Annotated in this window: 14 protein-coding genes; 10 read left to right on the top strand and 4 right to left on the bottom strand. The window is 62.9% G+C overall.

The window, feature by feature from the left end; genetic code table 11:
- Positions 1 to 6 precede the first annotated feature (6 nt).
- On the bottom strand, positions 7 to 969 hold the full coding sequence (locus SB765_RS19665; RefSeq protein WP_341797898.1) for an alpha/beta hydrolase: 963 nt from the start codon (positions 967 to 969) through the stop codon (positions 7 to 9).
- A 236-nt stretch (positions 970 to 1,205) separates the two neighbouring features.
- Between SB765_RS19665 and aroC the strand changes: the two genes are divergently transcribed.
- The 3 genes from aroC to SB765_RS19650 all read left to right on the top strand — a co-directional run bounded on the left by aroC (position 1,206) and on the right by SB765_RS19650 (position 4,138).
- On the top strand, positions 1,206 to 2,297 hold the full coding sequence (aroC, locus tag SB765_RS19660) for a chorismate synthase (protein ID WP_016500963.1): 1,092 nt from the start codon (positions 1,206 to 1,208) through the stop codon (positions 2,295 to 2,297).
- Between the two features lie 150 nt (positions 2,298 to 2,447).
- Entirely contained in the window at positions 2,448 to 3,602 is a 1,155-nt protein-coding gene (locus tag SB765_RS19655; RefSeq protein WP_341797899.1) for an MFS transporter, read from the top strand.
- Positions 3,602 to 4,138: an oxidase gene (locus tag SB765_RS19650; protein WP_410911411.1), complete on the top strand. Its 537-nt coding sequence runs from the start codon at positions 3,602 to 3,604 to the stop codon at positions 4,136 to 4,138. Before SB765_RS19655 ends, SB765_RS19650 begins: the two co-directional genes overlap by 1 nt.
- A 124-nt stretch (positions 4,139 to 4,262) precedes the next feature.
- Here SB765_RS19650 and SB765_RS19645 read toward each other — a convergent pair whose 3' ends face one another.
- Positions 4,263 to 4,535 carry a DUF3509 domain-containing protein gene (locus SB765_RS19645; protein WP_016500960.1) on the bottom strand — a complete coding sequence of 91 codons (273 nt, stop codon included), beginning with the start codon at positions 4,533 to 4,535 and terminating at the stop codon, positions 4,263 to 4,265.
- A 265-nt stretch (positions 4,536 to 4,800) separates the two neighbouring features.
- On the opposite strand from SB765_RS19645, the gene SB765_RS19640 reads away from it, so the two are divergent.
- Both SB765_RS19640 and SB765_RS19635 read left to right on the top strand, forming a co-directional pair.
- Positions 4,801 to 5,325, top strand: coding sequence for an ankyrin repeat domain-containing protein (locus SB765_RS19640; RefSeq protein WP_341797901.1), 525 nt, complete (start codon positions 4,801 to 4,803; stop codon positions 5,323 to 5,325).
- A 60-nt stretch (positions 5,326 to 5,385) separates the two neighbouring features.
- Entirely contained in the window at positions 5,386 to 5,916 is a 531-nt protein-coding gene (locus SB765_RS19635) for a hypothetical protein (protein ID WP_410911409.1), read from the top strand.
- A gap of 63 nt (positions 5,917 to 5,979) precedes the next feature.
- Here SB765_RS19635 and SB765_RS19630 read toward each other — a convergent pair whose 3' ends face one another.
- Positions 5,980 to 6,918 carry a ZIP family metal transporter gene (locus tag SB765_RS19630; RefSeq protein ID WP_410911408.1) on the bottom strand — a complete coding sequence of 313 codons (939 nt, stop codon included), beginning with the start codon at positions 6,916 to 6,918 and terminating at the stop codon, positions 5,980 to 5,982.
- A gap of 127 nt (positions 6,919 to 7,045) precedes the next feature.
- Between SB765_RS19630 and SB765_RS19625 the strand changes: the two genes are divergently transcribed.
- The 4 genes from SB765_RS19625 (at position 7,046) to SB765_RS19610 (ending at position 10,407) form a co-directional block, all read left to right on the top strand.
- On the top strand, positions 7,046 to 7,237 hold the full coding sequence (locus SB765_RS19625) for a PLD nuclease N-terminal domain-containing protein (RefSeq protein ID WP_258655678.1): 192 nt from the start codon (positions 7,046 to 7,048) through the stop codon (positions 7,235 to 7,237).
- 169 nt (positions 7,238 to 7,406) lie between these two features.
- Positions 7,407 to 9,464, top strand: a complete 2,058-nt coding sequence (locus tag SB765_RS19620) for an LTA synthase family protein (RefSeq protein ID WP_410911406.1) — start codon at positions 7,407 to 7,409, stop codon at positions 9,462 to 9,464.
- Positions 9,465 to 9,657: 193 nt separating this feature from the next.
- Positions 9,658 to 9,894 carry a hypothetical protein gene (locus tag SB765_RS19615; protein WP_016500955.1) on the top strand — a complete coding sequence of 79 codons (237 nt, stop codon included), beginning with the start codon at positions 9,658 to 9,660 and terminating at the stop codon, positions 9,892 to 9,894.
- Positions 9,895 to 10,074: 180 nt separating this feature from the next.
- Positions 10,075 to 10,407: a ribonuclease E inhibitor RraB gene (locus SB765_RS19610; protein WP_016500954.1), complete on the top strand. Its 333-nt coding sequence runs from the start codon at positions 10,075 to 10,077 to the stop codon at positions 10,405 to 10,407.
- Positions 10,408 to 10,514: 107 nt separating this feature from the next.
- Here the strand turns inward: SB765_RS19610 and SB765_RS19605 are convergent, their stop codons facing one another.
- Complete coding sequence (locus SB765_RS19605; RefSeq protein WP_410911404.1) at positions 10,515 to 11,315, bottom strand: c-type cytochrome; 801 nt, start codon at positions 11,313 to 11,315, stop codon at positions 10,515 to 10,517.
- A gap of 528 nt (positions 11,316 to 11,843) precedes the next feature.
- Here SB765_RS19605 and SB765_RS19600 point away from each other — a divergent pair.
- Complete coding sequence (locus tag SB765_RS19600; protein ID WP_341797904.1) at positions 11,844 to 12,575, top strand: amidotransferase; 732 nt, start codon at positions 11,844 to 11,846, stop codon at positions 12,573 to 12,575.
- Positions 12,576 to 12,627: the final 52 nt, after the last annotated feature.

Below are 12,627 nucleotides of genomic sequence, written 5' to 3'. Positions count from 1 at the left end.
CTTACCTCACGCCGAAGGCAAATGCTGGATGAACGTCACAATTCGCTCCCCCAGCTCGCGCGCCAGCGGCAGCTCGGGGTTGAGGTAGCTGTCGCGCTGCTGGCTCATGCCCCTGGGGCTGATGCGCAGCATGTGGTTCATGCCGTCGATCAGCACAAGCTGCGCATCCGGCTTGGCCGCCTTCAGCCGTTCGGCGTCGGTGACGTCCACCTGCACGTCGTTGCGCCCCTGCACGATCAATGCGGGCATGGGCAGGCGGGCGAAGGCTGCCGCCGGGTTCTGCTGGAACAGCGAGATCAGGTACGGCTGCACGCTGGGGCGGAACACCTGGCGCAGTGGCGCGGGCACTTCCAGGCTGGTTTGCCCGGCCTGCAGGCGGTCGAGCAGGGCGCTGCCACCGGCCAGTTGCGCCGGGGGCAGGCGCTGGGCCAGTTGCTCGCGCAGTACGTCGGCCAGCGGCCTGCCGCTGCCGGCCAAGGTGATCACTGCGCTGGCGCCGGCCTGCTCGGCGGCCAGGCTGGCGATCAGCGCGCCTTCGCTATGGCCGACCAGGATCAGCGGGCCGAAGCGCGGGTCGGCCTTGAGTTTGTGGCTCCAGGCGATCACATCGGCCACGTAGCGCTCCACGCTGAGGTCGCGCTCATCGGGCGTGGCCGGCTGGCTGGCAGCCACCCCACGTTTGTCGTAGCGCACGCTGGCGATATGCTCGTTGGCCAGCAGCAGCGCCAGCCGCTTGAGGTTGTCGATGCGGCCCGACGCCGGGTTGTTGCCGTCGCGGTCTGTGGGGCCGGAGCCAGCGATGATCAGCACCACCGGCGGCGGGGTGGCCTGTTGCGGCAGCAGCAGGCTGCCGTGCAGCACGCCTTGGCCAGTGTCCAGGTCGATCGGGCGTTGCAGCACAGTAGGGGCGGCGGCCTGGGCCAGGCCGGTGCACAGCAGGAAGAGCAAGGCGACGAGGCGCGACATCATGCGGTACTACATGGAAAGATGAAGGTTTGACACAGTGTTTGCGGGAAGGTTCTAGGGTGGTGTGTTGCAGGATCGGCCCCATCGCCGGCAAGCCAGCTCCTACAGGTCTACCACAGGCCCAGGCCTTGTAGATTACCTCTGGGAGCTGGCCTGCCGGCGATAGGGCCAGTACAGACAACCAATCCATCTGTATACTGCCGCTTTCGTCCATTTCAGGCAGAACTCGCGGAGCGTCCATGTCCGGTAATACCTACGGCAAGCTGTTCACTGTCACCACCGCTGGCGAAAGCCATGGCCCGGCGTTGGTCGCCATTGTCGATGGATGCCCACCGGGCCTGGAAATTTCCCTGGCCGACCTGCAGCACGACCTCGACCGGCGCAAGCCCGGCACCAGCCGGCACACCACCCAGCGCCAGGAAGCCGATGAGGTGGAAATCCTTTCCGGCGTGTTCGAAGGCCGCACCACCGGCTGCTCGATTGGCCTGCTGATCCGCAACACCGACCAGAAGTCCAAGGACTACTCGGCCATCAAGGACCTGTTCCGTCCGGCCCACGCCGACTACACCTACCACCACAAGTACGGCATCCGCGACTACCGCGGCGGTGGCCGCAGCTCGGCCCGCGAAACCGCCATGCGCGTGGCCGCCGGTGCCATCGCCAAGAAGTACCTGGCCACCCAGGGCATCACCGTTCGTGGCTACATGAGCCAGTTGGGCCCTATCGAAATCCCGTTCAAGACCTGGGAATCGGTGGAGCAGAACGCCTTCTTCAGCCCCGACCCGGACAAGGTGCCGGAGCTGGAGGCGTACATGGACCAACTGCGCCGTGACCAGGACTCGGTGGGTGCCAAGATCACCGTGGTGGCCGAGGGCGTGATGCCGGGCCTGGGCGAACCGATCTTCGACCGCCTGGACGCAGAACTGGCCCACGCGCTGATGAGCATCAACGCGGTCAAGGGCGTGGAAATCGGCGCCGGCTTCGCCAGCGTGGCCCAACGCGGCACCGAGCACCGTGACGAGCTCACCCCGGAAGGCTTCCTCAGCAACAACGCCGGCGGCATCCTGGGCGGCATTTCTTCGGGCCAGCCAATCGTTGCCCACCTGGCGCTGAAACCGACCTCCAGCATCACCACCCCGGGCCGCTCGATCGACGTCGACGGCAACCCGGTGGACGTCATCACCAAAGGCCGCCACGACCCGTGCGTGGGCATCCGCGCCACGCCGATCGCCGAGGCGATGATGGCCATCGCGCTGATGGACCACCTGCTGCGCCACCGCGCGCAGAATGCCGATGTGAAGGTAACCACCCCGGTGCTGGGCCAGCTCTGACCGTGTTGCTTGCGCCGGCCCGCTCTTTGCAGGAGCAGCCTTGTGCTGCGAAAGGGCCGGTGCAGCAAGCACACATCTCTATGGCGACACCGGCCCTTTCGCAGCACAAGGCTGCTTCTACAGGTGGGTGCCGGTTCAGACGGTAAATCCATGCAACCCATCCCCTACTGGCGCCTGTCCAGCTTCTACCTCTTTTACTTCGCCCTGCTAGGTTCCACCGCCCCCTTCCTGGCGCTGTACTTCGACCACCTGGGCTTCTCCCCGGCGCGCATCGGCGAGCTGGTGGCCATCCCCATGCTGATGCGCTGCATCGCCCCCAACCTGTGGGGCTGGCTGGGCGACCGTACCGGCCAGCGCTTGCTGATCGTGCGCCTGGGCGCGTTGTCTACCCTGGCCACCTTCGCCCTGATCTTCTTCGGCAAAAGCTACGCCTGGCTGGCGCTGGTGATGGCCCTGCACGCGTTCTTCTGGCATGCCGTGCTGCCGCAGTTCGAGGTCATTACCCTGGCCCACCTGCACGGGCAAACAGCGCGCTACAGCCAGGTGCGCCTGTGGGGCTCGATCGGCTTCATCCTGACGGTGGTTGGCCTGGGCCGCCTGTTCGAATGGCTGAGCCTGGACATCTACCCGGTGGCCCTGGTCACGATCATGGCCGGCATTGTCGCCGCCAGCCTGTGGGTGCCCAATGCCCAGCCGGTGGAGCAGGGCGAGCGCAGCGGGGCGGGTGGTTTTGTGCAGCAGCTGCGTGCCCCGGGTGTGATCGCGTTCTACGCCTGTGTGGCGCTGATGCAACTCAGCCACGGGCCGTACTACACCTTCCTTACCCTGCACCTGGAGCACCTGGGCTACAGCCGCAGTGCCATCGGCCTGCTGTGGGCGCTGGGGGTGGTGGCCGAGGTGCTGATGTTCATGGTCATGAGCCGGCTGTTCGCGCGCTTCAGTGTGCAACGCGTATTGCTGGTCAGCTTCCTGCTGGCGGCGCTGCGCTGGTTGTTGCTGGGCAATCTGGCCCATGAACCGGCCGTGCTGATCTTCGCCCAGCTGCTGCACGCGGCCACCTTCGGCTGCTTCCACGCTGCCAGCATCGCGTTCGTGCAAGCCAGTTTCGGCGCCCGCCAGCAGGGCCAAGGCCAGGCATTGTACGCGGCGCTGTCGGGCACCGGCGGCGCGCTGGGGGCATTGTATTCGGGCTACAGCTGGAAACTGCTGGGCCCCACCTTCACCTTTGGTATGGCCAGTGCCGCAGCCTTGGCTGCAGCCGTTATCATTGCCCTTTGTTCGCAACCGACCAGGACCCGCCCCTGATGAGCATTCTCAGCGTTTTCCACCCCGCCAGCCCGGAACTGCCGAACAAGGTGCTGACCCACCACGAGGACATCGCCGCCACCCTGGCTGAACAGGGCGTGCGTTTTACCCACCGCGAGCATGGCCTGCGGGTGCGGCCCGGCACAGCACAAGACGAGGTGCTGGACGTATGCCGTGAGCATCTGGACCAGTTGATGACGGCACACGGCAGCAAGGCCTACGTGTTATTGAACCGTGACGGTGAAGCCCCGGTGCAGGCCGATGTACGCGATGAGCATGTGCATGGCGCCGAAGAGGTGTTTGCCGTGGTCAGTGGACGTGCTCAGGTTGGCCTGCGGTTGGGGGGCTGGGTCTATTCGGTGCTGTGCGAGAAGGGTGACCAGCTAGTGGTGCCAGCGGGCACGCCTCGCTGGGTAGAGCTGGGCGATACGCCGTTTTGCCTGGCGCTGCGTCTGTATGGCAGCGAGCAAGGCGTGCAGGCGCAGTTTACCGGGGATGCGACTGCGCGAGCGTTTCTGGGGATTGACCAATTCTGACGGCCTTGCCGCCCTCTTCGCAGCACAAGGCTGCTGCTACAGGGGATCGCGTCCGGTCGGCGGTCGCGTTCACTTGTAGGAGCAGCCTTGTGCTGCGAAGAAGGCAGATCAGGCAACACAAAACTCAGCGGTAGGTCGGCAGGGCAAACCGTTGCTGGCTTTGCAGCATGCCAATCACTGGCAATTCACTGGCCTGTTCAGCCAAGTCACGGCGGATGGCGCTGATTGCCCAGGACAGCTGTTCGGCGCTGTGCAGTTGCCCATAGGTCAACACCCGGCGGGTCACCTTGCCATCCGTCGCGCGCAGGGTAAGCAACACCCCGCCATCAGGACGCGCCTGGGTGTTCACTTGATAGGCCGAAAATACCGAGACGAACTTTTGCTGGATGAGGTCCATATCAACTCCTGGCTGTTATGTGGCAGACATGAGTTGATGGTTGCAGCGACCGTGCCAGAACTTGATTGTAAAAAAAACCAGTAAATACAGGAACTTATGTGTTGTTTTCAGAGGCGGCACCGTGCAGGTTGCATGGTCGTGCATTTTGCACAGTGCATTTTGCACGGATCCGGCTTTACCTATCGGCCCTATAGAATCTGAACCTTTGACCGCAATGGCGTGCCTGACAAAGACTTGGGCAATCATTTATGCCAGGAGGTTCCCGATGTCCAGCCAAACCGCGCCCGCCACCATGACCGATGACGAAACCGCTGCATTCGCAGAGCAGGTATTCGAACGTGCCCGCCAGGGCGATGCCGAAATGCTTGGGCGCTTGCTTGCCAGTGGCCTGCCGGCCAACTTGCGCAACCACAAGGGCGACACCCTGCTGATGCTGGCCAGCTACCACGGCCACCACGACGCAGTGCGGGTGCTGCTGGCGCAGGGCGCCGACCCGCTGATTGCCAACGACAACGGCCAGTTGCCCATTGCCGGTGCTGCATTCAAGGGGGACCTGGCGATGATCCGCCTGCTGCTGGAGCACGGCGTGCCGGTGGACGCCGCTGCGCAGGACGGGCGCACCGCGTTGATGCTGGCGGCCATGTTCAACCGCAGCGAAATCCTTGAATACCTGTTGGCCCAAGGCGCCGACCCGGCGCGCCAGGATGCCCGCGGCGCCACCGCGCTGATGGCGGCGCAAACCATGGGTGCGGTGGACGCTGCTGCACGCTTGCAAACGCTGGCCGGCTAACCGCAAGGGGGCATTTGCGGCTATCCTTGGCGACTTTTCACCCGTCGCAGGCCCCCTTTCATGAAAACTCAGTTGCTCGAATTCATCAGCCTCATTGGCGCCGGCTGCATGCGTGAGGCCGACATCGAGCGCATCGCCGACGAGGCCGCCCAGGCCTACGCCGACCCGGCCGCTTTCTTGGCAGCCAACCCGGACATCAACTACGACGACAGCTTCCCCATCCCCCTGGGCGAATGGGTGGTGCTGGGCAGCCTGCCGGACACGGTGGTGTTCCAGGCCGACAGCTACCAGGACCTGTTCCAGCAGATCAGAGACTCGTTCGACAACAGCGTGCCGTTTACCCTCAAGCCCAAGCAGCTGGCCCGCACCGAGCCACTCACCGCGCTCAACCGCATCCAGGTACAGATGGGCGCGTTGAACAAAGAAGCCGGTGGTTATGTGCTGTTGAACTTCAGCCAGCTGCTGGATGACGAGCTGCAGGTGGTGATGGTGGGCCAGAACGACCTGGCGCGGGTGCTAGAGCTGGGTGCCGAGCTGGGCATCAAGGTCGAGCCGGCCCTGGAAGCCCTGAAAGTCGCTGTACACGTCTGATTTCATCGTTTGTTTCTTCGCGGGCAAGCCCGCGAAGAGGCCGGCACTGGCAACCTCAAAACCTCAGCCCAGCGCGGTATCCAGAAACATCATCACCGCAAACCCACCCATCAAGCCCAGGGTCGCCGCCGTCTGGTGCCCGTTACGGTGGGTTTCGGGGATCACCTCGTGGCTTACCACAAAGATCATCGCCCCCGCCGCCAGCCCCATGCTGATCGGGTAGGCGAGGGCAAAGCCGGTCGAAATCCCCAGCCCGATCACCGCCCCCAGCGGCTCCATCAGCCCGGACGCTATCGCAACCAGTGCGGCTTTCATGTTCGACAGCCCGGTGGCGCGCAGGGCCAGCGCGACGGCCAGCCCCTCAGGGATGTCCTGAATGGCGATGGCGCTGGTCAGTGGCAGCCCGATGTTCATGTCGCCATTGGCGAAGCTCACGCCAATCGCCATGCCTTCGGGGAGGTTGTGCAGGGTGATCGCCAGCACGAACAACCACACCCGGCTGATGCGCTCGGCCTCAGGGCCGCACGGGCCGGTACTTTCGTGCTCATGCGGGGTGAAACGGTCCAGGCCCAGCATCAGCAGCACGCCCAGGCCCATGCCCAGCACCACGGTAAAGGCCGCAGCGGGGCCGTTGCCGGTGATCTCGCGGGCGGCGTCCAGGCCCGGCAGAATCAGCGAAAACGAACTGGCGGCCAGCATCATGCCGGCGGCAAAACCAAGCATCACATCCTGGTTGCGGGCGCTGACGTCGCGCAGCACCACTGCCAGCACCGCACCCAGCGCGGTGGCGCCAAAGCCGGACAACCCACCCAGCACGGCCAGGTGCAGGTTATCGGCATGGTCGCCGTTCACCGCGTTCCAGAAGCTGGCCGCCAGCAGTGCGACCACAGCCAGCAGGCTCAGGCCCAGGCCGGCACTGAGCCAGGGGGTGTTGGCTACCTGCTGGCGCCAGGCGTGCAGCAGTGACGATGGGGCGGCGCTTTGGCTGTGTGCGGGGGGCATGCGAACCTCGAATCAATTATTGCAGTCAGTCTACTCAGGGACCTGCGCCAACGGCCAAGGATTCCCTTCTATTGGTGCGATAGCTGGCTATGCTGTGCAGCAAAGCCTCTGGGCAAGGAGTTTAAGCATGGGGTCTACATTCAACAGCCTGGTCGGGCTGATCATTCTGGCGCTGGATATCTGGGCCATCCTCAATGTGATCAAGAGTGGCCGCGAGGTGGGTATCAAGGTGTTGTGGATCTTGTTGATCGCACTGCTGCCGGTGGTGGGGCTGGTGATCTGGGCGATTGCCGGGCCGCGGGGGAATGTGCGCATCTGAACCCTGCGAGGTGCTCATTGTGGAAGCGGCCGGTGTAACAGGTATAAGCGGTAATGGGGCCGTGACAAAATTTTCACATTGGTTTAAACAGAATCCGCACCCGCACAATGCTGCGTTGGTCTAGCGCCAGCGCCTCTTCGCAAACCGCAATCCTAGGACCTTCCCATTCATGGCTAACACGGACGCCTTGAAGCAACAGGGCGCGCGAACGTCGTTTTCGCCGACCCTGAAATCCCATTTGGCCTACACGCTGCTCAGCGGCCTGGTGATCATGCTGATGCTCAGCCTGGTGCGCCTGGCGCTGCTGGTCTACAACAGCGACATGATCGGCGATACCCCTTATTCGACTGTCGCCGAAGGCTTCCTCAACGGCTTGCGCTTCGACCTGCGGGTGGTGGTGTACCTCAGCATCCCGCTGCTGCTGGCCATCCTCAGCCCCTGGGCCATGGCCCGGCGGGGCGTGTTTCGCTTCTGGCTGACCCTCACCTCGAGCGTGGTGATGTTCCTTGGCCTGATGGAAATGGACTTCTACCGCGAGTTCCACCAGCGCCTCAACGGCCTGGTGTTCCAGTACATCAAGGAAGACCCTAAAACCGTCATGAGCATGCTCTGGTACGGTTTCCCGGTGGTGCGCTACCTGCTGGCCTGGGCATTCGGCACCTGGCTGCTGAGCCTGCTGTTCAAAGGGATCGACCGCGCCACCCGTGGCGATGGCCTGCACCGCGTTGCGCCGTGGTACAAACGCGTGGCGGTGTTCATGGTGATTCTGCTGGTGGCCGTGGTCGCTGCCCGTGGCACCCTGCGTCAAGGCCCGCCAATGCGCTGGGGTGATGCCTTCACCACCGACTCCAACTTCGTCAACCAGCTGGGCCTGAACGGCACCCTGACCCTGATCGACGCTGCCAAGAGCCGCTTTGGCGAAGACCGCGCCAATATCTGGAAGCCGGTGCTGGAGCAAAACGTGGCCACGCAAAGCGTGCGCGAACAGCTGCTGACCCCCCACGACACCCTGGTCGATGCCGACGAGGCTGCCATCCGCCGCGACTTCGTGCCGCCGGCCGAGCGCACCCTGCCGATCAAGAACGTGGTGGTGATCCTGATGGAAAGCTTCGCCGGCCACTCGGTGGGCGCGCTGGGCAGCCCCAACAACATCACCCCGTACTTCGACAAGCTGGCCAAAGAAGGCCTGCTGTTCGACCGCTTCTTCTCCAACGGCACCCATACCCACCAGGGCATGTTCGCCACCATGGCCTGCTTCCCCAACCTGCCAGGCTTCGAATACCTGATGCAGACCCCGGAAGGTGGCCACAAGCTGTCTGGCTTGCCGGCACTGCTCAGCGCCCGTGATTACGACGACGTGTACGTCTACAACGGCGATTTTGCCTGGGATAACCAGTCCGGGTTCTTCGGCAACCAGGGCATGACCACCTTCATCGGCCGTAACGACTTCGTCAACCCGGTGTTCTCCGACCCGACCTGGGGCGTGTCCGACCAGGACATGTTCGACCGCGGCAACGAGGAACTGGCCAAGCACGACGGCAAGAAGCCGATCTATGCGCTGCTGCAGACCCTGTCCAACCACACCCCGTACGCGCTGCCCAAAGACCTGCCGGTCGAGAAGGTCACCGGGCAAGGCCGCCTGGACGAGCACCTCACTGCCATGCGTTATTCGGACTGGGCGCTGGGCCAGTTCTTCGAGAAGGCGCGTAAAGAGCCTTACTTCAAGGAAACCCTGTTCGTCATCGTCGGCGACCATGGCTTTGGCAACCACCAGCAAGTCACCGAACTGGACCTGGGCCGTTTCAACGTGCCGCTGCTGCTGATTGCCCCGGGCATTCAGGAGAAGTTTGGTGCGGTGAACCACACCGTGGGTACCCAGGTCGACATTGTGCCGACCATCATGGGCCGCCTGGGTGGCGAGGCCCGCCACCAGTGCTGGGGCCGTGACCTGCTCAACCTGCCTGAGGGCGACCAGGGCGTGGGCATGATCAAGCCGTCGGGCAGCGAGCAGATCGTCGGCCTGGTGCAAGGCGACCGCATCCTGATCGAGTCCAAGGACATGACACCGCGCATGTACCGCTATCAGTTGGGCAGCGAGTTCAAGGCCGAACTGATCGAAAGCCCGGACCAGCCGGAAATGCTGAAAAAGCTGGAAGCGTATATCCAGACGGCGACCAAGAGCCTGCTGGATAACACGGCCGGTGTGGTACACGGCACACCGAAGTAAGGCTGCAAAAGGGGCCCATTCGCGGGCTCGCCCGCTCCCACAGGTGCTGCACCGTGCTTTAGGCCAGTGGATTACCTTGTGGAAGCGGGCTTGCCGCGTGATGAGGCACCAACAGACTGAACATTCTCCCAGCCCCAAGGTCAGTTGATCAGGCATCACACCTTGGTGTCTCTGGATTGGGAGGACTTGTTCAATGAAAGAGTGGGAAGTCACTTTTGCCGATCAAAAAGGCGAACCGTCCACCATGATGCTGCGGGCTGAGCATCGTCCCAGCGAAGAGGAAGCTGCAAGGGCCATCCGTTCGCAGCTGTTCCCGGTGATGGACGAGCTGGACCTCAACGACTTCCAGGACCGCACCATTTCCCCGACCGCCCGCTGGCTCAAGGAGCATAGTGGGGTGACCATCACCAGCATCCACGAAGCGCCTTGACCCACACGTTTGCGTGGCGCCTGTTCAGGCGCTACGATGATGAAAGGTGCCCGCCTATTCTGCGGGTTGGCGCCGTTTCAATTCGCGTCTTGCATCAGCTCGGACTGTTCGGCCATTGATTGCCGGCAGGTGCGTAGTGCACGGAAAGTCTATCCATTGCTTTATTCAGGAGGACGATTCATGAGCAGCCAGAACGACGATATCAGCACCAACGTCCTGCGCCAGATGAAAGCAGGCGGTTTCGACTTCACCCAGATCCACCCCATCGAGTTCTATGCCGTATTCCCCGACGAAGCAGGGGCACGCCGTGCCGCCGGGCAGTTTCGTGGCGAATCGCTCAATGCCCAGGTGAAAGAGCTGGGCGACGGTGCCTGGCACCTGGAACTGAGCAAGGTCATGTACGCCACCTATGGCGGTATTGGCGACTTTGAAGAGACCTTTGAGCAACTGGTGACACCTTATGGGGGGGAGGTGGAAGGGTGGGGCGTCAAGCACGAACGGCAGACTGCCTGAAGGTATCCGTTGCCTTTTTCGCGGGGCTCCCAGAGATATCTCACAATGTTTAGCCCTGTGGTGATCCTGTGGGAGCGGGCAAGCCCGCGAAAAAGCACACGCTGCGCTTACGGTTTGCGCCCGGCCATATGCCCCAGATAGGCCAGCAACGCATCCAGTTCCTGTTCACTCAGTACACTTTCAGTAAACCCCGGCATCTTTGCCTGTGGCCACTGCCGCAGGCTTTGCGGGTCGCGAATCAACTTGCGCAAATAACCTGGTTGAAAATACTCGGTCGGGTTGTGCGGCATATTCAAATCCGGCCCCATCTGCGCATCCCCGGCGCCGTTCAGGCGGTGGCACGCCATGCAGTTCTGCTGGAACAAGGCAAAGCCCTGGCGCACGGAGCTGTCAGCTGGCAACTTCGGGTCGGGGAGCAATGCCGGGAACCGCGTCTCGACAGCCGCCAGTTTACGCAGGGTAGAAATCTGGAATGGCCACTGCTCCGGGCGGATGCCGCTGGCCCGGGGCTCAGTCCACACGAGATAGAACGGCCCCGCGCTGGGCTTGCCCTTGCCCAGTGCGGGCCACGGCTTGTCGGGGTCTTCCACGGCCAGCCAGGCCCGTGCCGGCCCTTGCTGCAGCAGCGGTGCGGCGGGCATCTCGGCGGCAAAGCCATCCAGTGCCACGGCTTGCAGGTGATCGCTTGGGCTCACGCCTACAAGCAGCGTGGCCAACGGCACCGCCCGATAGTGCATGGGGCGTTTGTAGGAAACATCCTGATCGACGCTGATATCCTGGGCCTGTGGGTGGCCGAGCAACTCGGCGCTGCTCCACTCGCGCGCGCTGGTGCCCAGTTCAAGGTGCAGTTGCGCCGCCGACAGCGGCAGGCTCAGGAACAACGCAAACAGGGCAAGGCAGTGGCGCATGGGCAATCTCCGACCATCAAGGCCGGCAGGTTACCTGTGCGCTGCCTGTTGGCGCCACCGCCGCTGTCAGCCGAACAAACGTGTCAGGTTCGGCAAGATCAACAGCAAAGTCGTGGCAAACAGAATGAGCCCAGCTTGGCGAATTTTTGATTGTCTGAACATGGCGGACCGCCTTCTTGTTGTTATTCCTGAATACCCGTTGGCTTCCTTGTCGCGCTTCGGGTCGATCACAGTGGCACCGCGTGGTGCCAGAACTGCCTGCCTCTTGAAAGTGGATATACAACCAACAGTAGGGGGTGTGTGATCCATGTTTGAGAACCCTTTGTTCTAATTGTCTGGTCCGGTGATTTCCATTCGCTATGAGGCCATGTGCCATCTGGCTGGCATGCTCTGGCTAGACAGTGGCGCAACTGCCAGGCACGTACCGACGAAATGTGACCGTTCGTCAGTGCAGCCTACTTGCTTGTACGTGCCTTTCGCGTCAGTCTCTACAGCAGATTCCCACCCATGTCGTTCAGGACTACCCCTATGTCGTTACGCATCTGCATCCTTGAAACCGATGTCCTGCGACCGGAGTTGACGGCGCAGTACCAGGGCTACGGCAGGATGTTCGAGCAGCTCTTCTCGCGTCAGCCGATCGCCGCCGAATTTCGTGTCTACAACGTGATGCACGGCGACTACCCCGCCGACAATGAAGTGTTTGATGCCTACCTTGTGACGGGCAGCAAGGCCGATTCGTTCGGTACCGATGCCTGGATCCAGACACTCAAGGCCTACTTGCTGAAACTGTACGAGCGTGGCGAGAAGCTGTTGGGTGTGTGTTTTGGCCATCAGTTGCTGGCGTTGACCCTGGGTGGCAAGGCCGAGCGGGCAGAGAAGGGCTGGGGCGTGGGCATCCATCGCTACTCGCTGGCGGCCCATGCGCCGTGGATGGACCCGGAGGTGTCGGAGCTGACCTTGCTGATCAGCCACCAGGACCAGGTCACCGAATTGCCGGAAGGCGCCACGGTCATTGCTTCAAGCGATTTCTGCCCGAATGCGGCGTACCACATTCGTGACCAGGTGCTGTGCTTCCAGGGCCACCCGGAGTTCGTGCACGACTACTCCCGCGCGCTGCTGGATGCCCGCCAGGAGTATTTGGGGGATGAGGTGTACCACAAGGCCGTGGCCAGCCTGGCCAGCGAGCACCAGGGCGACCTGGTTGGGGAGTGGATGATGCGCTTTATCCAGCAGCCGGCGAGTAAAGATAACGCAGCGTGATGACCGGGGGCTGCGGCGCAGCCCATCGCGGCACAAGGCCGCTCCTACAGAT

This window comes from Pseudomonas sp. SIMBA_067, assembly GCF_046534675.1.
GTDB classification, from domain to species: domain Bacteria; phylum Pseudomonadota; class Gammaproteobacteria; order Pseudomonadales; family Pseudomonadaceae; genus Aquipseudomonas; species Aquipseudomonas putida.
Note: the sequence above shows the minus strand (reverse complement) of the source record. Positions and strands in the feature narration are given on the sequence as shown.